Origin of the sequence: Nostoc sp., assembly GCF_036917235.1 — a bacterium.
In the GTDB taxonomy this organism is placed as follows: domain Bacteria; phylum Cyanobacteriota; class Cyanobacteriia; order Cyanobacteriales; family Nostocaceae; genus Nostoc.
In genome coordinates this window covers 1-25,128 of sequence record NZ_JBALDU010000019.1, presented here as the reverse complement: position 1 = coordinate 25,128, position 25,128 = coordinate 1, and the positions used below count along the sequence as shown (strand labels likewise).

Genomic DNA, 25,128 nt, shown 5'->3' with positions numbered 1-25,128 from the left:
TCCCAATCCCCAATCCCCATTTTTCAACGCGGTTCTTGAGGTATATTTAACGGTTGTCCATAACGGTCATAGACTAAAACATCCCACTGACCATTGTTACTAGACTCAAAAGCAATCCTGCTACCATCAGCGCTAATTGTAGGGTTGCGGACTTCCGCTTGCAGGTTATTAGTTAAATTCCGCGATTGGCGTGTTTCTCTGTCATAGAGAAAAATAGCCGATCGCCCCTGACGACTCGCCGCAAACACAATATAACGACCATCTTGTGAAACGCTAGGATGATTTGCGATCGCATCAAAGGAATTTAAACCTGGCAAATCAACCAAATCACGATTTACCGTATCAAACATATAAACATCTTGGCTACCGCGTCGGTCAGTAATAAAAACAATGTATCTCCCAGAAATTTGGGGGTTTAATTCCGACGCTAAACTATTGAGACTCCGACCCCCTGGATCAAACGGATAACTCAAAAGACGAGGGTAGCCAAAACATCCAGTCAATAAACTTAAACAGAAAAATACAGGTATAAAAAAAACACGTTTCATATAAATTGGTCATTTGTCATTAGTTAATAGTCTCATAACTCCTAACTCTGCCAATTTTAGATTTTAGATTTCTCCATCAATCTAAAATCCAAAATCTAAAATTGAATGACTCCTAAGTCCTAAGGAGGTGAACCTACGGTTGCACCGTTGGGAATATCTAACTCAATATTTGGTCCCCGGTCTAAGACTTCAATATCCCACTGACCACGAGTGGCGGTTTCAAAGACAACATAACGTCCATCTGGACTGATATTTGGTTTTCTAACCCAGCCGCGATAAATTGGTGTGACAATTTGGGACTGTTGCGTAGCGCGATCGTAAAGCGCTACCACTGGTCTACCTTGATCGCTAGTAAGATAAGAAATATAACGCCCTGTATAGCTCAAACTTGGACTTTCGGCAATTGTCTCCTGTCGGTTTATCCCTGGTGTGCCAATAAACACTTGCCTCTCCAAATCGTACACTAGTAGCTGCTGATTACGATTCCGATTAGATACAAACGCTAAAAAGCGCCCATTTCCACTCAAAGCAGGTTGCTCCTCGGTGTAGCGACTGTTAAGAGAAGTAGGCCCTATGGGAATATCGCTAGTACCACAAGATACAAGCAAACTTGTTAAACCAAAAACTAGGCTCCAATGAATTGGTCTTTGGAGCCAAAATGTAGGCGTAAATTTTTCCACCTCAACTGTTTTCCGTCGCCTCTAAACCTACTTGCACGCCAACTGTTTTAAACATCGTCATCAAAATCGGTCAAATTATCTGGTCCGTCATTTGGTTTTTCGATTGGGTTGTATGGCACATAATCAGTTGGGATCGCATCATCATCTTCGCGGGGTCTTCGAGAAGTTGAGTCAGTGGGTGGACGACGCCTTCTCGGTCTGGAAGAAACATTATCTTCACGACTTTCGGGACGCTGTGACCCGTTATTACTACGGCGAGAAGGTTTTCTAACTTCCCCACCCGAACTTTCCCAATCATCAACTTGCCTAGATGAAGAACCCCAATTCTCATCTTCAGAGCTTTCAGAAGGGCGATTCACAGGACGGCCAGAAGTCCGCTGACGCGTTCTATCTGCTGGAGTCTGTCTTTCGCTACTGCTACTGTTACGGCGTCCTGTGCGACGGGGGGGTTGTTCCTCGTAGTAGTCATCACGAGTTGAAATCTCATCTCTGCTACCCTGAATCCGGCGACGTGAGGGTCGTTCTTCCTCGTCCTCATAAGGCAGTGGATCTAAGTCTGCCTCCATCTCAGCCCCATACCTCTTGCGGTTGCGGTTCATTGAATAATTTCCGCTTACCTCTCGCTCATCGTCCACAATCGGAGTATTACGCTTTGCTTGCTGGGTAGCTATACTCCGCAGGCGAATACTTTCCACTGCAAAAAACACAGTTGTACCAACTAAAAGCAGTTGACCAAATTGTAAAATCGGGTCAAGACGCCATCCTTGAAAGACAAGAATAAAGCCGCAAAGCAAGCCGACTGCTGCAAAAAAGATATCTTGATCTCGTGACAATTCTGGGCGCACAGTGCGGAGAAAATACAGTGCTGCCCCAGCCACAGCCAGGAAAATTCCTAGAATACTGGCTGAGTTTGCCCCAAAATTTACCTGAGCCAGAAAACTGGCTGAGTTCAGCCCAAAATTTATCATTGCTGTTTTCCCAATATCAAATCTATGTTAGCGAGTCACAATTAAAATCACTACTCTAATTAGTCACGATATATTGAAGCTTCAAAGCCTCTGGCAAAGAAGCTCTGAAGCTATTCACCGAAAAGTAAAAACACCTATGTCTGTCATCTATAACTGCCACCAGCCGCAGAAAATGCCGCTTTTAGTGCAATTAAGTAGATAGCTGACAGACAATCGATTGTGAGAGTTAAATTAACTCTCATAAGCATTATGAACGCTGTATTTTATCTTTTTGGCTAATGAAAACTAGACCAACTGTAACGGGTATTACAACAATTGCTGTACCCCATAGCAGACTCCAAAGAAAATTTGCTAAAGAAGGCGTCATACTTCTCAACCTTTTTTTACACAGTTCATCCTAATTTTAATAGTGTATTACTTTCTTGAGAAGCCTCTAACTCGGAACTGCCAAACTTGGTAACTACTTTCACCATTTGTTGAGTTAACCACGTGGGCGAGTTCACTTTTCTATTTCAGAAGGAAGTGACAGCATTTGGTTAAAATGATGATCGGAGTGCTTTACAAAGCTTAAAACTTTTTAGCGATGTCTACGATGGGCTAATCGGCGTCGCAAAATGCACATAGCCGTTTGCCTAAGTTTTTTCTTTCTTTACAGATAGATAGTACCTGAAACCGATGACTGGTGTTAACCTGACTGCTTGGATTCTTGGCCCTGTGTTAGGGGTGATGACATTCTTATTTATATTTCGTATCATTCTCACTTGGTATCCGCAAGTGGATCTGAATCGTTTGCCGTTTAATTTAATAGCTTGGCCCACTGAGCCATTTTTAATCCCGTTGCGAAAGCTGGTGCAACCTATAGGCGGGGTAGACATTACACCTATTATTTGGGTTGGTATCTTTAGTCTCCTGCGAGAAATCCTACTAGGTCAACAAGGATTGCTGACTATGCTATCTCGTGTAAATTAGATTACAGGATACAGGTTACAGGCTATAGCTTATGAACCCTGTTCCCTGTAACCTATACCCTGTAACCTTCCCACTTCCCTAACCGTTCATTTCCTGCACAAAATTTGTATAGACGTTACCCTGTAAAAACTGTGGAGTTTCCATAATTTTTTGATGAAACCCAATGGTGGTAGGTAGCCCAGTGATGGCACATTCTCTCAGTGCGCGTTTCATCCGGTTAATCGCAGTGGGTCGGTCTGGTGCCCAAACAATTAACTTGCCGATTAAGGAATCGTAATAGGGCGGGATTTGGTAATCTGTGTAAACGTGGGAATCAATCCGCACACCAGGTCCTCCGGGGGGCAGATAGCTACTGATCCGTCCAGGAGAAGGGCGAAAGTCATGATCGGGATCTTCGGCGTTGATTCGGCATTCGATCGCATGACCTTGTAATACGACTTGCTCTTGGGTCAGCTTGAGTCTTTCACCTTGAGCAATGCGAATTTGTTCGGCGACTAAGTCAATCCCAGTAATCATCTCTGTTACAGGATGTTCTACTTGAATCCGGGTGTTCATTTCCATAAAGTAGAATTTACCGGATCTATCCAAGAGAAACTCAATAGTACCAGCCCCGCTGTAGTTAATGAATTGGGCAGCTTTGACAGCAGCTTGTCCCATTTTCTCACGTAGGTCTTGGTCGAGAGCCGGACTAGGAGCTTCTTCTAACAGCTTTTGATTCCGACGCTGAATTGAGCAATCCCGTTCACCCAAGTGGATGACATTACCGTAATTATCCGCCAAAATTTGAAATTCGATGTGGCGGGGACGTTCAATAAATTTTTCTATGTAAACGCCAGAATTCCCAAAAGCTGCTCCTGCTTCGCCTTGGGCTGCGAGAAAAAGTTTCACAAATTCGTCTTCAGAACGAACTAGACGCATACCCCGTCCACCGCCACCTGCTGTAGCTTTGATCATCACTGGATAGCCGATATCCTTGGCGAATCCTAATCCTTCTTGCTCGGATTCTACCAATCCCTCAGTACCTGGTACCGTCGGTACTCCAGCTTTTTGCATGGTTTCTTTGGCAGTGGATTTATCGCCCATCCGTCTCATAGCTTCTGGAGTTGGGCCGATAAAAGCAATATGATGGTCGGCACAGATTTCCGCAAACCGGGCATTTTCTGCCAAAAAACCATAGCCTGGATGAATGGCAGTAGCATTGCGCGTCAGTGCAGCAGCAATAATATTGGGAATATTCAAATAACTTTTACTGCTAGCGGGTTCGCCAATGCAAACCGCTTCATCAGCAAGTTGGACATGCAGAGCATTACGGTCAACGGTGGAGTGAACCGCAACTGTGGCAATTCCCATTTCTTCACAGGCGCGGAGAATGCGAAGGGCGATTTCTCCCCGATTGGCAATTAATATTTTGTCAAACTTCATTTTTTAGTTTCGATATCATTACCAGTAGATTGACATTTTCTCCGATCCAACTTGAAACAACGCTTCCGCATTATTTCAAATTATTGCAGGAGATTCGCCACCCTGATCCTAAGCAAACTTGCATATTGCAGGCTTGCTGCCTCTACGGGTCTTACTACACTAACAACATTGCTGCTGTAAGTCTTGGCTAGACTACCAAGCTGGGCTTTTGCATAGGCGTAGCCCGTCGTAGACATTGCCTACAGCAGACGGATACGCGATCGCACCCCGCCAAACACAGTCGCTCTAGTAGCTCTACCCTTTTCAATATCACTTGTACAGCTGCTAAATTTCTGTCAGTCTGATACCGCCTTGAGAAAATTTATATTTTTGAGCAACTGAATTTAGATATCACCTTACTATAATTATTTTCTTATGCTATAGTCTATTCTTAGACAAACCATGCGGATGTGGCGGAATTGGTATACGCGCACGCTTGAGGTGCGTGTGGCTTTGCCTTGGGAGTTCGAGTCTCCCCATCCGCATTTTTGCTTGTTTAAGCATAGGGTCAATAGTCTAAGGTTTTTTGACCTATGACTACTGACCCTTAAATATTAATTTGGTAGTGAAGACTTTAGTCTTTTTCGGAACCACTCAGTGCTGACCACATATTAAGAATTGCCTTGTCAAAGTACTAGTTTTTTATGCTTTTATAGAAATAGGTGAAGTTTTGTAAAAAGCATTGAGTATTTCTTTTCCGCCGACAAACAACCTAACACTGCCACCTGCTTGGCATCGCCTCACTCCGATTTGGCAAGGAGGAGAGGAAATAATTCAACAAAGTTTACCTCACACTCAGCTAGCACCTGCATGGCAGCTAATGCTTTTGGGTGACGGCTCTCCAACACGTCACTTAGAATTGCTCACAGGTGAGGCTGTAGAAGTAGATGTTATTGATATGTCATTGATTGGCATCGACTTGGATGCTGCTCCTGAGTTAATCCAAGCTGTCCCAGAACCGCGATTACGGCGACAAGTATGGCTGCGTACTGCTTCTGGACAAAGATTAGCCTATGCTACTTCGTGGTGGGAAGCCAGTCATGTCGATGAGTATTTGCAAAACCGTTCATTACCAATTTGGGCAAGTTTAGCTCGTCTTCGCACAGAATTGTATCGGGATGTTCGAGGAATTTACTACGGTGACTCATTGGCACTAGAGTCCGGTTTTGGTGTAGCTGGGCCTTTTTGGGGTCGCCACTACTTGTTTTGGCATCATGGGCAGCCACTGACATTAATTTATGAAGTTTTTTCACCTTATTTGACCAAATATTTGGGCGCTATGCAATTAAATTTCAAAAATCAGTAAGAAGCCATCCAAAAATCAGTAAGAAGCCATGATGTAGGCCGATCGCTATCGAGTAAAACTAAGTAGCTGAAATCATGCAATGAAATTATTAAAGGAACGTTAAATTATTGTTGCAGGGATCGCTTCTGGTAGTAGTGCCGTTAAACTAATGAGTTTTCGGTAATGGTTTGCCGTTGTTGTGCGATCGCATCCTCTTTAAAATAGAGTCATTCCCCAAGATCAACTATGATTCAACTCAAAACCTAACTTACCCTCAAAGAATTTCTCGCACTTCCCGACAAATATACACCTCAAGAAAATCTTCCAACAAGCAATAAAGCAATAATTTCCTACTGATGTTAGCAAGAAAGACACGAGGAAAGGTTTAATGAATACTTTTGTGCTAAATCTAGAACCGATTGCTCATTTAACCGATGAGCAATTTTATCAATTGTGTATTGCCAATCGTGATGTAAGCCTGGAAATGAACGCATCTGGAGAATTAATAATTGTGCCACCAGTCGGAGGAGAAAGCGGAAATCAAGAAGCAGATTTAATTACAGACTTAAATAATTGGAATCGTCAAGCTAAATTAGGGAAAGTCTTTAGTTCTTCAACTATCTTTATACTTCCCAACGGTGCAAAACTTTCTCCTGATGCTGCTTGGGTAAAATTGGAGCGGTGGGAAGCTTTAACACCAGAACAACGAAAAAAATTTCCGCCACTTGTACCCGACTTTTTGATTGAACTGCGTTCGGAGACAGATCGCCTTGTTCCAATTCAAGAGAAAATGCAGGAATACATTAAAAATGGTGTGTGCTTGGGTTGGCTGATTAATCCTCAAGATCGCCAGGTTGAAATTTACCGACTTTTAAAAGCTGTAGAAGTTGTACAAATGCCAGCGATTGTTTCTGGAGAAGATATACTACCTGGATTTGAGTTGCAAGTATAGGTGGGCGATCGCTACCGAGCAAAGACAAGTAGCTCAAATTGGCTTGCAGCTTTGTCGAGTTAGTTATATCTGTACGTTCGCTTATTTTGAGATGGCAAGAGGGATTAATGCCTTGAGAGGAAAGCAATAGTGGGGCTTAGACAAAAAATATCCAAAAAAGAGCTTCAAACCTATGTACAGATAGTCTTTGACATTCTTTTGCTTAGTTTCTTGATATATCTGGGTTTGGGCTGTTTTTGAGTATTTGGTGTATTTCCCTTGCCCTACATGGGTTTAAGGCTTGTTTCTGCCTCCAAAGTGTTTAAGTCCCGATAGGACGATTTTCCAACCAAATCGCATAAAAATAGAGTTCTTAGAGCGGGGTAATACTTTAAGTAAAATTGAGAGAAATCGCTAAAACCATTACAATACCTAGAGTTTTTTGATTGTATATAATTTCTGTAACTCCGAAAAAATGTTATATTCTCTGAATTGCTTGGAATAACAGATTTACTTGTGGAAACTTTCCGACAGAGGAATTAATCTGAGGGAAACGTCTTACGAAATTCAACAAAGCGTGTTAAAAATGGTAACTGAGCCAAAAACATAGCTTTTAAAAGACTACGGAAAGTAGATTATCGAAGTACCATCAGCATCTAGGGTAGAAAAATTTAATACAATTAACTGCTCTAAAGAATGGGTAATACTGTTGGTGTACTTGACTAATCAAGCAAGTAATAAGTTTGCAAGTATAAGGTACAGGTTTCAATGGCACCGCCTCTTGTGTCTGTTCAGATGAAGAAAAATAAGAAACCGTCTCTGGTGCTGACGCTCTCGGCTGCTGGGTTATTGATTGGTGCGGGGAGTGTGGCCTACTGGTTGTTAGCCCGGAGACAAATATCTTCTAGCGATTTGCTAGTAGGTGCAAATATTATTCCTGGTGATGCCCTGTTTGCGGTTTCTTTAACAACAGATCCGCAGCAGTGGCAGAAATTGCGGCAGTTTGGGACAAAAGAAACCCAAACAGAACTGGACAAAAATTTAGTCCAGTTACGCGATCGCTTTCTCACTAATAATGGTTACGACTTCCAAAAAGATATCGCTCCTTGGGTAGGCGATGACGTGACGATCGCAATTCTTGCCCCAACTACAGGGAATAAACCTACATCCAAACCAGTTACCACCAATGAAGATGCTGCTAGCGATCAGCAGTCGATGGTAATGGTATTACCAGTGAAAAATCCAGAAATCGCCAAAAGCATTTTGGCACAACCCAAAACCCTTAAACAAGGCAAATGGATTGACCGTACTTATCAAGGGATCGCCATTAAACAAAGTGAGGGGCAAGCAGGGCAAAACTTCTCGGCTGCATTACTAGATGGGCGTTTTGTAGTCATCACTGATAGTCCCAAAGCCACAGAACGAGCAATCGATGCTTACAAAAATAAAACATCCCTAGTTACAACAGGCGGCTTTGCTGAGAATTTCCCGAAAATTGCCAACTATCAACCCTTTGCCCAGTTTTATGTAAATGTGCCAACAGCAGCGAAAATAGCCGCAGCTTCTCCAAATCGCCCTTTACCTGCTCAAGTTTTGGCTCAACTGCAAAATAACCAAGGTTTAGCCGGGACAATAACTTTAGAGTCAGAAGGAATCCGCTTCAAGGGCGTTTCTTGGCTAAACCCTAATAGTCAACGTGTGCTGGCGGTGGAAAATAAAGCTGGAAAAATGCAAAGCCGCATACCAGCCGAAACCTTAATGATGCTTACTGGTGGTAACTTACAAAGGTTGTGGAGAGACTATGTTTTAACATCTCAGGGAAATCCTTTATCACCGATCGCACCAGAACAGATTAGAGGTGGTATAAAATCCCTTACCGATCTTGATTTAGATAAGGATTTGCTTAGTTGGATGAAAGGGGAGTTTTCATTATCAGTGATTCCTGCTACTCCAAAAGAAGGTTCACCAAATGATTTTCGTGCGGGTTTGCTGTTCATGGTACAGACAAACAATGCCTACGGTGGGCAAAGCCTACGCAAATCAGCTGAAGCATCCATTAGTAAGCTGGATGAAGTGATGAAAAATCAATACCAGTTCCAAGTGCAATCAGGGAAAGTCGCAGGTCAATCCGTTGTTAACTGGGTATCGCCTTATGGTACATTAACTGCCACCCACGGTTGGTTAGATGGAGATGTCGCCTTCTTAGTAGTAGGCGCTCCCATCACCGATAAAATTGTTCCCAAACCTAACTACACACTAGCTGGCACTCTTCCCTTTCAACAAACAGTTCCTACAGAACCCAATCCGACGAATGGTCAATTTTTCCTGGATGTGGAACGAACTGTGAAAAATTTCCCTTTACCAACTCTAATTCCCAATCAACAAACTTTGCTAGATGCAACGCGCTCAATTGGGATGACATCTGCTGTCAGCGATAATCGCAGTAACCGTTACGATATTTTTATCGAACTTAAAAAAGTTACTAACGCGACTACATTGCCTAGCCCAGAAGAGAACAAGAGTAACTCTGTTAGATAAAGAGTGGGGAACGGGAAGTAAGAATTTTAGATTTTAGATTTTGGATTTTAGATTGAAATTTAATCCAAAGTCTAAAATCCAAAATCCAAAATTGAATTGCCCAATACCCCATTCCCGATTCCCCTCTAAACATATAGGATCAAAACAGTCAGAATCGATATTTTAAATTATCCACGGAGAGAAGACTTTATGAATCTGGTTGTACTCCAGAACTGGCTGGACAATGCGTCCTTTGCCATATTATTCCTGACAATGCTGGTGTATTGGGGAGGAGCGGCTTTTCCTAATCTGCCTTATCTAGCCGCTTTGGGGACAGCTGGGATGGCGATCGCAAATTTGGGCATTGCGACTCTACTAGGGGCACGATGGATCGAAGCTGGTTACTTTCCCTTAAGTAATCTCTATGAATCCCTGTTTTTCTTAACTTGGGGAATTACCGCCGTTCATCTAATTGCTGAAAATAGTAGCCGTAGCCGCTTGGTAGGAGTTGCGACATCTCCGGTAGCAATGGCGATCGCTGCTTTTGCTACGATGACACTACCATCCCAGATGCAAGCGTCAGAACCGCTAGTACCTGCCTTGAAGTCAAATTGGCTGATGATGCACGTCAGCGTCATGATGTTGAGTTATTCTGCTTTGATGGTGGGTTCGTTATTAGCGATCGCTTTTTTAATTGTCACTCGCGGTCAAAATATTCAACTACAAGGCAGTTCCGTTGGTACTGGTGGCTATCGCAGCAACGGCTACCGCTTGCACAAAGCCACTGAACTAATTTCTCAACCACCAACCCCTGCTGTTGAAAATAACGGCTTTGCCCGTTTTGAAACTAGTAGCAATGGCAACGGTAACGGTAATACTGCTGTTTTGAATTTAGTAACTACCCCTGAATCTCAAGCCGTTGCATCTGCTGAACCTCTTTCACCCCAGCGCCTTAGCCTTGCCGAAACCCTCGACAACATCAGCTATCGCATCATCGGACTAGGATTTCCCCTGCTGACAATTGGCATCATTGCCGGTGGCGTTTGGGCTAACGAAGCCTGGGGTTCCTACTGGAGTTGGGACCCGAAAGAAACTTGGGCGTTAATCACCTGGTTAGTATTCGCCGCCTACCTTCACGCCAGAATTACTCGCGGTTGGCAAGGGCGCAGTCCCGCAATTTTAGCCTCCACTGGCTTGCTTGTGGTTTGGGTTTGCTATCTTGGTGTAAATCTTTTGGGTAAAGGTTTGCATTCTTACGGTTGGTTTTTTTAAGAACCTCAATAAGACAGTACTGAGTATTGAGTATTTTACTTTTACTCATAACTCAGCACTTAGTAAAATCCCGCGTAAAACTATGGTGAGTTAAGTATTTAAGTTTAAACACAGAGGGGTGAAGAGTTTTTCTTTGCCCCTGCTCTTACAAGATCGCTCTTAGAGGTTGTTTGAAAAGTGTTTCGTTGTGATTTTAGGCACTTTTAGATCCCCCTAACCCCCCTTTAAAAAGGCAGGGGAACCGGAATCAAAGTCCCCCTTTGTAAGGGGGATTTAGGGGGATCTAGAACGTTTTGCTACTAACAACTAAGACTTTTCAAACATCCTCTTAGCGATCGCGCGAGACAAAAATTATTACTGATAATGACCAGGGACTAATGACCAATGACTAAATCTATAAAATCATCATTTTATTTCGGATGAACTGTTATATCTCTAGAAAATATAGATTTATTGACAGGAGATTTTTATGGAAGATGGATTTGAGATACTAAACCATGATGAAGTTGTGTCTATAGAACCAGACACTTTTAATAAGTTAAATATTGCCAAAACTTTTAAAGTCCGTGATTTGATTACAGCAATTAAAGAATATGTTGGAGCAGAAGAAACAGATGAAGTAAATTTGTATACCCAAGGATTAAATTGTGAAGTTTTGCAATTTAGTACTTTGGGATGGAAAAAAGGAAAAGTTCGACTTGCTTTAGAATTTTGTCCTGATGAATCTGAATCACCACTTGATGAAATTTTTCAAAAACTCAAACAAGTAGAAAACTAATACCCAATGAGCAAAAGATCCCCGAATTCTTAAATAAGTCGGGGTTCTGAACCTCTCGATGTTTGCAAATAAAATTAGGGCGATCTGAATTGCTATCAAAATTCATCAATAAAATAAAGATGTACTAATAACTGAGGAAGAGTAAACTCATCATGCTAAAGTACGATCCATTAGCTTGTTTGCCGTCATCTGAGGAACTGCCAGACTCTGACGATACGCCAGTGGATAACGAATTACAAGACTTGATTCCCGGTTTACTTAAAGTGCTTCTGGCAATGGCTTGGCCAGAACGCATGGATTGGTTTTTTGGCGTAGATATGGGTATTTATTATGACCCAGATTTACCGCCAATAGTACCAGATGGATTTTTGAGTCTGGGCGTTGAGCGATTTTATGATGAAAACCTCCGTCCCAGTTATGTGCTTTGGGAAGAGAAGAAACTACCGATATTAGCGCTGGAAGTGGTATCTAAGACATATCGCGGTGAGTACTCCACTAAGAAAGCAGAGTATGCAAGATTGGGATTTTTGTATTATGTAGTTTACAACCCATTTCGTCGCCGTAAGCCACGTTTAGAAGTTTACAAATTAGTTAACAATATTTATGAATTACATGATGGTAATCCAGTTTGGTTGCCAGAAATAGGTTTAGGAATTGGCATCGAACGAGGAACTTATCTAGGCATACCACGGGAGTGGATGTATTGGTATAACCAACAAGGACAAAGGTTTTTAACACCAGAAGAAGACAAAAAACTTGCTCAACAAGCAGTTCAACAGGCAGAACAAAAAGCTCAACAAGCGGAACAAAAAGCTCAACAAGCACGGCAAGAAACCCAATTATTACGAGAACGGTTGCGATCGCTCGGTGTAGATCCTGATTCTCTGTTTTGAATTGCTACCGAGATTTATTAGGGACTTCCAGTTAAAAAATAAAGATGCACTAATCACCGAAAAACAGTAAACCCATCATGCTAAATTACGATCCATTAGCTTGTTTGCCCTCATCTGAGGAACTACCAGACTCTGATGATACTCCTGTGGATAATGAATTACAAGATTTGATTCCCGGTTTACTCAAAGCGCTTCTGGCAATGGCTTGGCCAGAACGCATGGATTGGTTTTTTGGCGTAGATATGGGTGTTTATTACGATCCAGATTTACCGCCAATCGTGCCAGATGGATTTTTGAGTCTGGGCGTAGAGCGATTTTATGATGAAAACCTCCGTCCTAGTTATGTGCTTTGGGAAGAGAAGAAACTACCGATATTGGCGCTGGAAGTAGTATCTCAGACATATCGTGGTGAGTATTCGACCAAAAAAGCAGAGTATGCAAGGTTAGGGTTTTTGTATTATGTAGTCTACAACCCATTTCGTCGTCGTAAGCCACGTTTAGAAGTTTACAAATTAGTTAATAATGCTTATGAATTACATGATGGTAATCCCGTTTGGCTACCAGAAATTGGTTTAGGAATTGGTATAGAGCGAGGAACCTATTTAGGTATTACACGTGAGTGGTTGTATTGGTATAACCAGCAAGGGGAAAGGCTTTTAACAGCAGAAGAACAAGCGAAATTTGCTCAAAGACGCGCCCAATTATTAGCAGAAAGATTGCGATCGCTCGGCATAGATCCTGATTCTCTCACCTAAATAGCTCTCAAAGTTCATCAACGAAGCTCCAAGGTTCACGAACGAAGCTCTGAGGTTCACAAATGAAGTTCAAAGGTTCACGAATGAAGCTCAAAGGTTCATCAACGAAGCTCCGAGGTTCACGAATGAAGCTCAAAGGTTCATCAACGAAGCTCCGAGGTTCACGAATGAAGTTCAAAGACTCATTCACGAAGCTCCGAGGTTCACGAATGAAGTTCAAAGACTCATTCACGAATATCAAAGCCTCGTTCACGAGTATCAAAGACTCATTACAGCAGTCTTCATTTACTTAAATCCCACTCTCGCCTTCTTCTCTGCGCCTGGGGCGCCTCTGCGTGAGACAAAAATCTTTCAGGAATTACGAATTACCCATTACCCTATCAAGACTTGCACTCACACTTTCAGCATCCGGTGACTTCAATCGCTGCAAAATCTCTAAAGCTGGTTGCAAATAGGATATCGCTTTAGTGTATTCACCCTGCTGTTCTGCCAAATGTCCTAACCACCACAGAGTTATTGCTTTGCCTTGAACATTACCAATGCGTTCATCTATTTCCAAAGACTGATTGAAAAGTGCGATCGCCTGCTCCACTTCCCCTTTGCTGGTGTAGAGAATTCCCAGTTGATCCAACGTCCCCGCTTTGCCTTGGACATTTCCAATGTATTCATTTATTTCCAAAGACTGATTGTAGAGTGCGATCGCTTCATCCACTTCCCCTTTGTCGGCGTAGATACCTGCCAGATTGTTCAACGTCGCCGCTTTGGCTTGGACATTTCCAATGCGTTCATGTATTTCCAAAGACTGATTGTAGAGTGCGATCGCTTCATCCACATCCCCTTTGTTGGCGTAGATACCTGCTAGATTATGCAACGTCGCCGCTTTCCCTTGGACATCACCAATGCGTTCTCTTATTTCCAAAGACTGATTGAAAAGTGCGATCGCTTGATCTACTTCGCCTTTGTTGGCGTATATATCTGCCAGTTCGTGCAACGTCACCGCTTTGGTTTGGACATTTCCAATGCGTTCATGTATTTCCAAAGACTGATTGTAGAGTGCGATCGCTTCATCCACATCCCCTTTGTTGGCGTAGATACCTGCTAGATTATGCAACGTCGCCGCTTTCCCTTTGACATTACTAATGCGTTCAAATATTTCCAAAGACTGGTTGAATAGTGCGATCGCTTGATCAACTCCCCCTTTGTTGGCGTAAATCATTCCCAGAGAGTGCAATGTAGCCGCTTTGCCTTGGACATTACCAATGCCTTCTTCTATTTTCAAAGACTGATTGTAGAGTGCGATCGCTTGATCAACTTCCCCTTTATCGGCGTAGAGATTTCCCAGACAGTGCAACGTCGCTGCTTTGCCTTGGATATTACCAATGCGTTCTGTTATTTCCAAAGACTGATTGTAGAGTGCGATCGCTTGATCAACTTTCCCTTTGTTGGCGTAGATACCTGCCAGTTGGTGCAACGTCGCCGCTTTGTTTTGGAAATTTCCAATGCGTTCAAATATTTGCAAAGATTGATTGTAGAGTGCAATCGCTTGATCAACTTTCCCTTTGTTGGCGTAGATACCTGCCAGTTGGTGCAACGTCGCCGCTTTGGTTTGGAAATTTCCAATGCGTTCTGTTATTTCCAAAGACTGATTGTAGAGTGCGATCGCTTGCTCCACTTCCCCTTTATTGTTGTAGATACGTCCCAGTTCGTGCAATGTCGACGCTTTGCCTTGGATATTACCAATGCGTTGATTTATTTCCAAAGACTGATTGTAGAGTGCGATCGCTTCATCCACTTCCCCTTTGTTGGCGTAAATACTTGCTAGGTTATGAATTATTGCAGCTTTTTCTGTTTCGTCTGTTTGCAAACAAAATTCAAGCGCTTGCTGATAATACTGCTGTGCTTGTTCAACTTCACCGAGTTCTGCTTGAGAGCGAGCTATCGCATGTAAAACACGATAGTCTTTGGTAAGTTCTAGAGTAGATTTGCACAGTTGCACTGATTCCCAAAAACGGCTTTGATTTTTCCAGTTATGTGCTGTGGAGAAGGCTATTTTAGCCGCAATTTTTTCATCCTTCCCCAATAACGCCAAGCGATGAATTTCTAACTTTTGTGCTTCCGTCGCACCTTCCGCCTCCCACCATCGGCGATACAAAATTTGTGCAGCTTGTTTATACAACTCTTCACCCTTGGGGTTTTCTGGAAACTCTAGCAACGGTGACAAAATCCGGGGAACACGATACAACCTCTCTGTGTTGTTAGTCAGCGTAACTTCCAACAAACCCAAAATTTCAGCGCGTTGAATATGACTTTCCCAACTTGAGATATTTTCACAAATGGGTGAAATAGCAGTTAGAGGAACAGGTAACTCATACACCAACAACTTCCCCAGCATTTGACGCAAAGCTGGAGTTTGCTGCTTCAGCAATTCCTCAGCCAAAATATCCTCACGAAATTCCTTTTCCTTATCTGCCATCTTTTGCAGAATCATCTCAACTCCTCTCTCCGCTTCCGGCGACATCGGGGAATTTTGCAAAATCTTATCTAACCATTCCAACAGCCGAGGATTTCCATCAGCTGCTTGTTTGGCACGTTCCGGCAAATCTGGCTGAAATTGCCAACTGCCATTAAACGAATCCAGACGATTATACTTTTTAATCAAATCTGCCCCACCCAAACCCCCCAGAGGTTCGCGGTACAGACGATGATTCAGTTCCGACAATGTGAAATTGTAGCGACAGGTAATAATTACCTTGTGGGGAAGTTGGGAATTTTGCACCGCCTTCAGCAACGCCAGCAGTACATCTACAACTTGTGGTTGCAAGACATAAACCCCATTTCGTAAATCCAAATTAGCCTCAAAGTCATCCAGCACAAAAACAAAGCGCTGTTCTTTGGTATTCAGTCCTTCGATTAAAAACTTGGTGAGGCGCTGCATCAACGGTAAGTTGCCATTGAGAATTTCATGCCCCCGTTCCGAGGTACATTGTTCAGCAAGGGTTTTGAGCAATTTGTCCTCATCCAGTTGCCGAAAGTTCAGCAGCCTGTGATAGCCAACCATCCTTTCCAGAAGTCGCGCCGTTACAGTACTCTTACCCACACCCCCCAGTCCGTGAATGAGTACCCCTAATGAAGTGCGAATAGCTTTGAGACAACGTTGCAAAGTCCGCCGTCTCCCAACAAACTCAGAGGGTTTCGCCACCCGCACCTGTTGGGTATCGGGATCTAAAAACTGTTCATAAGCCGGTTCCGGCGCAGAGGGTGGCAAATCTCCCAACACTTCCACCAACGCACCCGGACATTCTCCCTGAATATATAACCGCAACAAATGCCAGTCACGCACATTCTGTTTAAACAACTGCTGGTAAGTGCTAGCGAGTGCTTCAGCTAATTGATATCCAGCTGCCAATTTGCCGTAAAGGTGCGCGGCGGCGGCTGTAGCTGTCCGGTCTTCCACAGGCCGCCCCCAACTTAAAACCGCCCTGGCCCCTTGGCCAATTAGTGCCTCAGCCATTGAAGGGACAGCCCCTTTATCTGGTGCTTGTCCAGTCCGACACCCAGACAAAAACACCAACTTGGGAAAGCGAAACCGGAAGACTTCGGCCAGTTCTGCGGCTGTGGTTTCGTGGCGTTCCCCAATTTCCGTCTCAGTGATAAAGTAAGGCGTGTAAGGTGCTTCATCTTTAATTGAGGCGTGTCCTGTGAGGTGAAACACATCAAAGTCATTAAAATAGCGACTCCAAACCTTACCCAACTCGCTAACGCAACCGCTTTCTTCCACCCGCAAATCCACAGCAAAATCTCGCGTATCTGCCAGAATTCTCGCCTCTTCCTGTTCAAACTCTAACTTTGGTTCCACATCTTCCGGGTTGGTTGCCATAAACAATACTCGCAATTGTCGTGGTTCCACAGAAAACCCTGCCGTTTCTTTCTCGATCCAGCGCAGAGGCAAAACCACCGGATTAACGCGCTTTACCAAAAAATCCTCACCATCATGCAGCACTTCCCAAGGTAGATGTGCCAGTTGTTTATCAGTATCAATGGCAATTACCAACCCCTCACCGCGACAGTCAGCAATTCCCCGACTCAACCAGCGTCCATCGCCATCCAACCAAAAAAATAACTGCTTCCCGATTCCTGATAAATTGGGCAGCAGTTTATAGTAATCGCGATCGCCTTGCTTGAGTAAATCAGCGATTTCTGCTAATTTCAGGCGACGTGATTCATAGTGCCTTATTTGAGGTAGCCAATACCTCAGTTCAACTATTTCCTGCGTACTTTCTCGAAGTTGAATACGGATAGTTTGCACTTATTTGCTGAGAGATTTGAGGATTTCCGTGATTTCCTCTATGGTAGCTTCTTCGAGTAAAATCCTGTTTCCAGTATCAGGGTCAAGAATTACCACATCAAATTGCTTCCCTGGATGAGATTTATGCCATTCTTGATACCATTTGCGAATTTGTTCAGCTAAAGCCGCAACACCACCGACAATGCCAATAATAGTAGCGATCGCCGCTAAAGTTCCCTCCCTTTGCGTCGGAACTTCATAGCTTCCCGATATTCCAGGAATTTCTAGCAATGCTTCGGCTGCTGTTGGTGCGCCTTCCCCTTCAATTCCAACTTGAATTTCTGCCATAGCTCATCTGCAAATTTATACAACATACTGTATATTCTGCGTTGAAATGAGGATAATACTCACGCAAAGACACAGAGACAATTGCAAAATTATTTACTTAGTGTTGTACCATTTGTCTAAAATAAGACAACAGACCCAAACCTGGAAACCCAGATTTAATCTGACTTTCTTCATTTTTAATTTTTAATTTTTAATTGATATGTCTCTTGCTCCTTGGCGAAGTGCGATCGCTCATGTACTCCATCGCAACCGCAGCCTTGTTTATGCCCGTTATCTGCAACTAGCAACGCTACAAGCGAATGGTCGCCCCGCCAATCGTACCCTAGTCTTTCGCGGCTTTCTGGAAGATACAAACCAGCTAAAATTTATCACCGATAACCGTAGCGCCAAAGCCGACCAGATACAGCAACAACCTTGGGCAGAAATTTGCTGGTACTTCCCTAATACACGAGAACAATTCCGCATCACTGGTTATTTGACCTTGGTAAGCGGTGATGATTCTGACCAGGATTTACAGCCAGCACGGATTGCAATGTGGCAAGAATTGAGTGATGCGGCGCGTTTACAGTTTGCTTGGCCGCATCCTGGAAAACTCAGAGTTGAAAACCCAGAAGCTTTTGCACCACCAGCACCCGATCCTGTTAAGCCAGTGGCTAATTTTTGTCTACTGCTACTCGATCCGGTGCAAGTAGACCATTTAGAATTACGCGGCGAACCACAAAATCGATGGCTTTACCACCGTAATCACCAGCAAGAGTGGTCTAGCGAAGCAATTAATCCGTGATTTAGTCAAGAGTCAAAAGATTGACCCTTAACCCTTGACTTTTAACTAAATACCAGCACCATCTAGAAATTGCTGGATGGTCTTATCTTTGAGGTTGCACCAGCGAGGATCGTGGGTTGGCTCATCCTCTTTCGCTGCTAAACAACCCACTAAAACAGGAGTTTTTTCTGAAGAATTGTTGCGCTGAAGAGTTTGTATTTGTTCTTCCAACGCCTCAATGCGGTCTACTAAAGCACGAATTACTTGAGCTTCTGAATCTGGTAAGTTATTGTGTTCAAGAGGTGAAACCCTAACTCCAGAACGATACATAATGCGCCCAGGCACACCTACCACAGTACAGTCTGAAGGCACATCTCTTAAAACAACAGAACCAGCACCAATACGGACATTATTGCCAATTTGGATATTGCCCAGTACCTTCGCTCCAGCTCCGACTACGACGTTTTCACCCACAGTAGGATGGCGCTTACCACATTCTTTACCAGTACCCCCAAGGGTGACACCTTGATAAATTAGAGCATAGTCTCCTACTATCGCAGTTTCACCAATTACTACACCCATCCCGTGGTCAATAAACACACTTTGCCCAATTGTTGCACCAGGGTGGATTTCAATTCCAGTCAAAAACCGAGCCAAGTGAGAAATCAGGCGGGGAATAAAGGGAAGACCAACACTATACAGCCAGTGAGCTAGCCTATGGAATAACAAGGCTTGCAAACCAGGGTAACAAAATAAAACTTCCAACCAGTTACGGGCAGCTGGGTCACGTTCAAATATGATACGAAAGTCAGCACGCAGTATAGATAGCACGAGATAGCACCCTCGGAAAGCACAACAAGCTACTCTCCCATATTATCCTCTCAGGTGTTACACCTAAAAATTGGGAATGGGGGATTGGGCATTGGGCATTGAGAAGAGACAAAGCAGACAAGGAAGAAGGGGGAGACAAAGGAGAGATTTTCAATAATTCCTCCTTGTCCCCCTTGTTCCCCTCATCTCCACATTCTCTACTCCCCAATTCACTGCTGCTCCACTTTAAGAGTATAATCCCGCTTGACTCCAGGATTAAATGTACCTACCCAAATCCGATAAGTGCCCTTTTTCCAGTCGCGATCGCTAACACTAGCATCTTTACTTTTACCAGTGTCATCACCACAACGAATTGTAGTTGGATCTGGGCCTTGAATGATTAAAGTGGTGTCATTGTTGTTGCTATCAACTTGGATTGTTAGCTGGGGAAAGTCCTTTTCCAAAACCATAATATGATCTGGATTAGGATCGGCAAAGCCAATACAGGCTTTTTGATCGCGATCGCGGTTACTTATGGCAGACAATGAGTAAGAACCACCTGTAAACCCCTGCACTGTTCCTTGTGCTGAATCAAAGTTTGTTGATAAATTCAAAGTGGCAAAGTTTGCTGTCTCTGCTATGGCAGGGGTAGCTGTAATGGCGGTAAGTATAGCCAACAGCCAACCGCCGCGAAACTGAAGTCGGGGGCAACAGTATTTCATAGTAGCCCTCCAACAGGCTTTTAAATTAGTGATGATATATACATATTCTAGTGAAAAAATTCCAGTGAAATTTCAGTTGGTTGTGCCACATTAAAATGTGCCACAATTGAGGTTTTGGAAAGTGAACAGCTAATTGCTAGGTTGTTTCTCGATCTAGACAGCAGCATTAAATCGCGCTCGTTGATAGTGGAGCATTTTGGCAATCAAACCATTGATTAGCAAATGCTACATGAAATTTAAGTAAATATCATGAGGCAAAAAAGTACAGAAGATAAAAGAATTTTTTACCTTCTGTACTTTCAGCTTCTATGAAAATCTTACGAATTATGGAGTTTGAAGAAAACGCCACCTTTGAGCGATCGCGTGTCAGTTCCATAACTACTGACTGTGAGCGATCGCAAGCTATCAAAAAACGGTTTCCCTAATACTTCCACTAGCTTGAGAATTGGTACTTGACGCTCTAACAAATTCTGGCTTTTTGTCCAGTCAAGATATACATAACCTTGGTTTGGTAGGGGAATTGCAGCAATACTATCTTTGAAATTGGGATTGTCAATTAAGGAATTATCCTTGGATGTGAGGATTTCATCCATCGTTTCTAAGTCAGAGGTGAAAATTTCGTAATTTCCTAAGTTTGTATGTAATCCCAACACTTTTGTTTCAATACTGAAGGATGTTCCCTCTTTAACATCACTTTTTTTTGTAGCTGTGGTTAACTCTGTCCAAGCGGAGATTTTTTGCTTGTCTATAGTTAAGGGATTAATACTGAGTCCATTGGATGAGGCGATCGCATCTAAACGAGCAACGCCTTTTTCTACACCCTCGGATTTTTCTACCACAAAAATCCAATGGGGGTTTGTTTGCTCTTGATCGGGTAACAATGCTATGGCATATTCTCCTTGTACCCAACTAAAAATATCCTTTGGTAAATTTATACCCCAGCCTTTTTGAACATCTGCCAAAGGTTTTGCTAACCGAGAAACCACATCTTCCCCAGAACCATATAGAGTTGCTGTTGCTTGTTTCCAGAGTTTAGTTAAATCACTGTCACCTAAATTACTCAAATTCGAGCCAGAAATTGCTAAACCTGCGGATGATGGAACATATTGCAATGCTCCCACAGGTTTAGATAACGGTGCAGATGGAGAGACAATTTCCGATGAAGTTAAAAAGGTGGTTTCTGCCAGTAATCCTTTAGGATTTAACACCAAGGATATAATTTGGCTGTTATAAAGTTGTTCTGGTAACTCTAAGCCTTGCCATTTTGCCACGATGGGAAGATTCAAGAAAGCTATAGCTAATACCCCTTTGAGCCGTTCTTTGGTAGCTTTTTGGTATTCGGGTGAGCTAGTTAAATTCAAATCGGGCGCTTGGACGTTATTGATAGCATCTCGTAGCACTTTCGGATCGTTGGCAAATAAGACGAAGCCTTCACCGACAACAGCACCAGCAAGCAAGTCTTGTTCTGGTTGAGAATTGTCAGAAATCAGTTTTACACCTTTATATTGTTCAACAGCTAAGGTTGCTCCGGCTAACGCTCGTTTAGAAAACAACAATTCGACAAACTCGCGGCTTTTCTCCGGTTGCTTGGTTGCTAGTGCCAACAAGTACCCTGGCTGTTGTCCGTTTTCTGGATCGCGATCGATATCTAAGGTGGTGATAGCTAATGTAATTTCATCCCCTAACCAGGGTTGAATGTCTTGTTTGTAATCTATGCCACTCTTGGCGAATAAACTGGTTTTGAGTTTAGATAGTTCCTCTTCGCGCTCCAACGCCTGCAAACGGTCAGGATTGGTCAATAATGAAACCATTGCAGGAGAAAGTTTCGACACGAATATGGCTGCACTAGGCCCAGAGCTAGAAGCAATGAGGTTAGCCGGACTTTTAGCGAAAAACCAGTAAAAGCCTGCGATCGCAATTACTAGCAGGGCGATCGCCCCAGCGACGATAAAACCGATAAATGAACGTTGCCTATTCACATTAAACCTATTAAAAAAGACGGTTTACAGCCATTTAAGCAGAAAGCCTAGCAGAATTAATCAACCTCCTTGAGAATGGATACTCATGCAAAGGCAGAGATTTTCTGCCACCATAAATAGGATTAGGACTGTTTATAGGGAATTCTTTTAGTCAACCCATGAACCAAATTAGTGTAGAAGAACTGGCGCAACGTCTTTCTTCTAGTGATGCAAGTATTCAGCTAGTAGATGTGCGGGAACCAGGAGAATTGGCGATCGCTAGCATTGAGGGCTTTGTCAACCTGCCTTTAAGTCAATTTACCGAATGGGGAGATCAAGTACCTACCCTCTTCAATCCCCAAACTGAAACCTTGGTGTTATGCCACCACGGCATCCGCTCTGCCCAAATGTGCCAGTGGTTGATTGCTCAAGGTTTTACAAATGTGCAAAATATTTCGGGTGGTATTGATGCCTATTCCCAATTAGTAGACCCTTCAATTCCCCAGTATTAGCTTCTGCTCGGATACGTCATTCAGATGGAACTTACTCTTCCATCTGACTTTTGCTATGCTAAAGATAGGAGTAGATCAATTTAGAGGCTTGCCGGAAAGTTTGAAATTTGAGCATCAAGTACATCTGCACAAAAATGTTGGATTGCTCTAAATTACAGTTCGGTAGTAGCCCCTGAAGAAAATACGTATCTAATAATACTGTTGCAAGCAGAAAATTATGCAAAAGTACGGTTAGAAAAAAGCATCGGAAGGGTACATTATAACTAGCAGCTTTTGCAAAAAAATTGAGCTACTATTTCAACCCTAATCTTAAAAAATGCTTTGTACATAAACTTTAAAAATACTTATCATAATATAGTTATATAATTTGATACCTTAATAAATTATTAATATTTTCTGTTTTCGATTAAATCCACAAATTTCTTGAGAGTTTGATTAAAATTTGCCTTCAGCAAAACATACCATAATGGAAGTTCAGTTAACAAATCGACAACAGCATATACTTTGGGCAACGGTACGTCACTACATTGCTACGGCAGAGCCAGTTGGTTCAAAGGCTTTGGTTGAGGAGTACGATCTGGGTGTAAGCTCGGCGACAATTCGCAATGTGATGGGCGTTTTAGAAAAGTCTGGATTGCTCTACCAACCACACGCTTCTGCAGGACGTGTACCTTCAGATTCAGGCTATCGCATTTATGTTGACCAGCTAATTACACCTTCTCTGCGTTCGCGCAGCGTGTCGCAGGGAAGTAGTGCTGAAACTTTAGGGCGAGAAGTAGAGGTAGCACTGCAAAAGCATCTCCAGTGGGAAGATCGCAGTTTAGAAACCCTACTACAAGGAGCCGCGCAGATTTTAGCAACCTTGAGTGGTTGCATTAGCTTGATCACAATGCCGCAAACGACTACAGCGTTATTGCGACATCTGCAATTAGTGCAAATTGAAGCCGGACGGATCATGCTGATTGTCGTAACAGATGGTTACGAGACACATTCCAAATTGATGGATTTGTCGCCAACACCAGAAGAAACACAACGAGATTCAGAGGTAATCGATCGCGAGTTACAGATTGTTTCTAACTTTTTGAATACCCACTTGCGGGGGCGAAGTCTGTTGGAATTAGCCAACCTCAACTGGAGCGAACTAGATCAAGAATTCCAACGCTACGGGGAATTTTTGAAAAACTCAGTTGCCGAATTGACTCGTCGGACTCTTGCACCGACTGCAACCCAAATTATGGTTCGGGGTGTGTCAGAAGTTTTGCGCCAGCCAGAATTTTCCCAGTTACAGCAGGTACAAACGATTATCCACCTGTTGGAAGAAGAACAAGACCAACTGTGGCGATTAATATTTGAAGAACCAGAACCAGAGGATGGTGGAAAACCAAAGGTAACGGTTCGCATTGGCGCAGAAAATCCATTAGAACCGATACGTACCTGCACCTTGATTTCTTCTAACTATCGCCGAGGTTCAATACCCGTAGGAAGTGTAGGAGTTTTGGGGCCAACGCGCCTAGATTATGAAAGTGCGATCGCAGTAGTAGCATCTGCTGCTGATTATCTCTCAGAAGCTTTCAGTTATTTCAATCCCTAATAGAGACAACCTGCTACAGGTCTAAACAAAAGAACAATACCATAGCAGGTAGATAAACCGAATTTCTAGTGGCAAAATCAATAATTAATACTTTTTAACTCTTTCATGGTTAGAAAAATTGCCTTTGGCTTGCTGTGGCTGGGATTCACTACCTATGCTTTTTTCTTCGCTCCTCCTGAGCAACCTGGTACATTCGAGTTAATCAAAAACCTTTCTACTGGGCAGTGGCAAGGCATTAACCCGTTAGTCATAGCACTATTCAACCTCATGGGCATCTGGCCTCTCATCTATAGTGCAGTAGTATTTATTGATGGTAGAGGACAAAAAATACCTGCTTGGCTATTTGCTACTGCTTCTTTCGGAGTTGGTGCTTTTGCCTTGTTGCCGTACTTAGCCCTACGAGAACCAAATAATCAGTTTCTCGGTAAAAAGAATATCTTGCTCAAGCTGCTAGATTCTCGTGTGACTGGTTTTGTGTTGATGGTAGGCACAGTTATTCTAGTTGCCTACGGTATAAGAGGAGGAGATTGGGGCAGTTTTGTACAAGAGTGGCAAACTAACCGCTTCATCAATGTGATGAGCATAGATTTCTGTCTACTCTCCCTGTTATTTCCCACATTGCTGGGGGATGATATGGTGCGTCGCGGTTGGAAAAATCCGCAGTTTTTCTGGTTAATAGCGTTGATACCGCTATTCGGGCCATTGATTTATTTATCTGTGCGTCCACCTTTACAAGAAGTGGGTGTATCCATATCCGCGCAGCCAGTGGCGAATTGAATAAAGTGCGTTTTTCACAATCCGAAATCTAAAATCCAAAATTTTATCACCCAAAGTCCCCCCTTTTTCAAAGGTTTGGGGATTTTCTGTGGGTGCGTAAATCCCAAGAGAAAGTTTTTTCTGAAAGTACTTTACAAAACGCAATAAATTATTTAAGATGTGTAACAGGTAGTCAAACCTACCTAAATTCATCTGCAAATAATCGCATTTATAAAACAATGACAACAACCTTACAACGTCGCGAAAGCGCCAACGTATGGGATCGATTCTGCGAATGGATCACCAGCACCAATAACCGGATTTAC

At 43.0% G+C, this 25,128-nt stretch carries 22 protein-coding genes, 1 tRNA gene and 1 pseudogene; 14 read left to right on the top strand and 10 right to left on the bottom strand.

The features are described from left to right. Positions 1 to 23 precede the first annotated feature (23 nt). The 4 genes from V7K44_RS05830 to psbX form a co-directional block, all read right to left on the bottom strand. Positions 24 to 548: a TolB family protein gene (locus V7K44_RS05830; RefSeq protein WP_334836585.1), complete on the bottom strand. Its 525-nt coding sequence runs from the start codon at positions 546 to 548 to the stop codon at positions 24 to 26. A gap of 119 nt (positions 549 to 667) precedes the next feature. After that, a complete protein-coding gene (locus V7K44_RS05825) occupies positions 668 to 1,228 on the bottom strand; it encodes a TolB family protein (RefSeq protein WP_334929512.1) in 561 nt (186 codons plus the stop codon). 47 nt (positions 1,229 to 1,275) lie between these two features. Next, the gene (locus V7K44_RS05820) at positions 1,276 to 2,196 is read right to left on the bottom strand and encodes a Ycf66 family protein (protein WP_334929511.1); all 921 of its coding nucleotides are present in this window, start codon (positions 2,194 to 2,196) and stop codon (positions 1,276 to 1,278) included. A gap of 247 nt (positions 2,197 to 2,443) precedes the next feature. Next, on the bottom strand, positions 2,444 to 2,563 hold the full coding sequence (psbX, locus tag V7K44_RS05815; protein ID WP_099100805.1) for a photosystem II reaction center X protein: 120 nt from the start codon (positions 2,561 to 2,563) through the stop codon (positions 2,444 to 2,446). A gap of 308 nt (positions 2,564 to 2,871) precedes the next feature. Between psbX and V7K44_RS05810 the strand changes: the two genes are divergently transcribed. Further along, complete coding sequence (locus tag V7K44_RS05810) at positions 2,872 to 3,165, top strand: YggT family protein (RefSeq protein ID WP_094350101.1); 294 nt, start codon at positions 2,872 to 2,874, stop codon at positions 3,163 to 3,165. 78 nt (positions 3,166 to 3,243) lie between these two features. On the opposite strand, the gene accC is transcribed toward V7K44_RS05810, so the two are convergent. Continuing rightward, positions 3,244 to 4,587: an acetyl-CoA carboxylase biotin carboxylase subunit gene (gene accC, locus V7K44_RS05805; protein WP_334929510.1), complete on the bottom strand. Its 1,344-nt coding sequence runs from the start codon at positions 4,585 to 4,587 to the stop codon at positions 3,244 to 3,246. Between the two features lie 443 nt (positions 4,588 to 5,030). On the opposite strand from accC, the gene V7K44_RS05800 reads away from it, so the two are divergent. From V7K44_RS05800 to V7K44_RS05765, 8 genes are all read left to right on the top strand, one after another. Further along, a tRNA-Leu gene (locus V7K44_RS05800) sits at positions 5,031 to 5,111 on the top strand. 197 nt (positions 5,112 to 5,308) lie between these two features. Then, positions 5,309 to 5,932: a chorismate lyase gene (locus V7K44_RS05795; protein WP_334929509.1), complete on the top strand. Its 624-nt coding sequence runs from the start codon at positions 5,309 to 5,311 to the stop codon at positions 5,930 to 5,932. Positions 5,933 to 6,299: 367 nt separating this feature from the next. After that, positions 6,300 to 6,863 carry a Uma2 family endonuclease gene (locus V7K44_RS05790; protein WP_334929507.1) on the top strand — a complete coding sequence of 188 codons (564 nt, stop codon included), beginning with the start codon at positions 6,300 to 6,302 and terminating at the stop codon, positions 6,861 to 6,863. A 747-nt stretch (positions 6,864 to 7,610) separates the two neighbouring features. Next, complete coding sequence (locus V7K44_RS05785; protein WP_334929505.1) at positions 7,611 to 9,380, top strand: DUF3352 domain-containing protein; 1,770 nt, start codon at positions 7,611 to 7,613, stop codon at positions 9,378 to 9,380. A 189-nt stretch (positions 9,381 to 9,569) separates the two neighbouring features. Next, entirely contained in the window at positions 9,570 to 10,631 is a 1,062-nt protein-coding gene (gene ccsB, locus V7K44_RS05780) for a c-type cytochrome biogenesis protein CcsB (RefSeq protein ID WP_334929503.1), read from the top strand. A 469-nt stretch (positions 10,632 to 11,100) separates the two neighbouring features. Next, the gene (locus tag V7K44_RS05775; protein ID WP_322638021.1) at positions 11,101 to 11,409 is read left to right on the top strand and encodes a KGK domain-containing protein; all 309 of its coding nucleotides are present in this window, start codon (positions 11,101 to 11,103) and stop codon (positions 11,407 to 11,409) included. Positions 11,410 to 11,561: 152 nt separating this feature from the next. Continuing rightward, the gene (locus V7K44_RS05770; RefSeq protein WP_334929501.1) at positions 11,562 to 12,302 is read left to right on the top strand and encodes a Uma2 family endonuclease; all 741 of its coding nucleotides are present in this window, start codon (positions 11,562 to 11,564) and stop codon (positions 12,300 to 12,302) included. A gap of 77 nt (positions 12,303 to 12,379) precedes the next feature. Further along, complete coding sequence (locus V7K44_RS05765; RefSeq protein ID WP_334929499.1) at positions 12,380 to 13,057, top strand: Uma2 family endonuclease; 678 nt, start codon at positions 12,380 to 12,382, stop codon at positions 13,055 to 13,057. A gap of 358 nt (positions 13,058 to 13,415) precedes the next feature. Here the strand turns inward: V7K44_RS05765 and V7K44_RS05760 are convergent, their stop codons facing one another. Both V7K44_RS05760 and V7K44_RS05755 read right to left on the bottom strand, forming a co-directional pair. After that, complete coding sequence (locus V7K44_RS05760; RefSeq protein ID WP_334929497.1) at positions 13,416 to 17,363, bottom strand: tetratricopeptide repeat protein; 3,948 nt, start codon at positions 17,361 to 17,363, stop codon at positions 13,416 to 13,418. Continuing rightward, positions 17,364 to 17,690 (bottom strand): hypothetical protein, encoded by a 327-nt coding sequence (locus tag V7K44_RS05755; protein ID WP_334929495.1) that lies wholly within the window; start codon positions 17,688 to 17,690, stop codon positions 17,364 to 17,366. Positions 17,691 to 17,889: 199 nt separating this feature from the next. On the opposite strand from V7K44_RS05755, the gene V7K44_RS05750 reads away from it, so the two are divergent. Continuing rightward, positions 17,890 to 18,474, top strand: a complete 585-nt coding sequence (locus V7K44_RS05750; RefSeq protein WP_334929493.1) for an Npun_F5749 family FMN-dependent PPOX-type flavoprotein — start codon at positions 17,890 to 17,892, stop codon at positions 18,472 to 18,474. A gap of 45 nt (positions 18,475 to 18,519) precedes the next feature. On the opposite strand, the gene cysE is transcribed toward V7K44_RS05750, so the two are convergent. The 3 genes from cysE to V7K44_RS05735 all read right to left on the bottom strand — a co-directional run bounded on the left by cysE (position 18,520) and on the right by V7K44_RS05735 (position 21,964). Beyond that, positions 18,520 to 19,284 (bottom strand): serine O-acetyltransferase, encoded by a 765-nt coding sequence (gene cysE / locus V7K44_RS05745; RefSeq protein ID WP_334929491.1) that lies wholly within the window; start codon positions 19,282 to 19,284, stop codon positions 18,520 to 18,522. Between the two features lie 209 nt (positions 19,285 to 19,493). Further along, positions 19,494 to 19,985 (bottom strand): hypothetical protein, encoded by a 492-nt coding sequence (locus V7K44_RS05740; RefSeq protein WP_334929489.1) that lies wholly within the window; start codon positions 19,983 to 19,985, stop codon positions 19,494 to 19,496. A 317-nt stretch (positions 19,986 to 20,302) separates the two neighbouring features. After that, positions 20,303 to 21,964 carry a DUF3352 domain-containing protein gene (locus tag V7K44_RS05735; RefSeq protein ID WP_334929487.1) on the bottom strand — a complete coding sequence of 554 codons (1,662 nt, stop codon included), beginning with the start codon at positions 21,962 to 21,964 and terminating at the stop codon, positions 20,303 to 20,305. 158 nt (positions 21,965 to 22,122) lie between these two features. Here V7K44_RS05735 and V7K44_RS05730 point away from each other — a divergent pair, with 158 nt between their 5' ends. From V7K44_RS05730 to V7K44_RS05715, 4 genes and pseudogenes are all read left to right on the top strand, one after another. After that, positions 22,123 to 22,455 (top strand): rhodanese-like domain-containing protein, encoded by a 333-nt coding sequence (locus tag V7K44_RS05730; protein ID WP_334929485.1) that lies wholly within the window; start codon positions 22,123 to 22,125, stop codon positions 22,453 to 22,455. Positions 22,456 to 22,921: 466 nt separating this feature from the next. Continuing rightward, complete coding sequence (gene hrcA / locus V7K44_RS05725) at positions 22,922 to 24,046, top strand: heat-inducible transcriptional repressor HrcA (RefSeq protein ID WP_334929483.1); 1,125 nt, start codon at positions 22,922 to 22,924, stop codon at positions 24,044 to 24,046. Between the two features lie 105 nt (positions 24,047 to 24,151). After that, the gene (locus V7K44_RS05720; protein ID WP_334929481.1) at positions 24,152 to 24,823 is read left to right on the top strand and encodes a DUF2834 domain-containing protein; all 672 of its coding nucleotides are present in this window, start codon (positions 24,152 to 24,154) and stop codon (positions 24,821 to 24,823) included. Positions 24,824 to 24,915: 92 nt separating this feature from the next. Further along, positions 24,916 to 25,128: pseudogene (locus tag V7K44_RS05715) on the top strand (hypothetical protein); the annotation flags it as partial.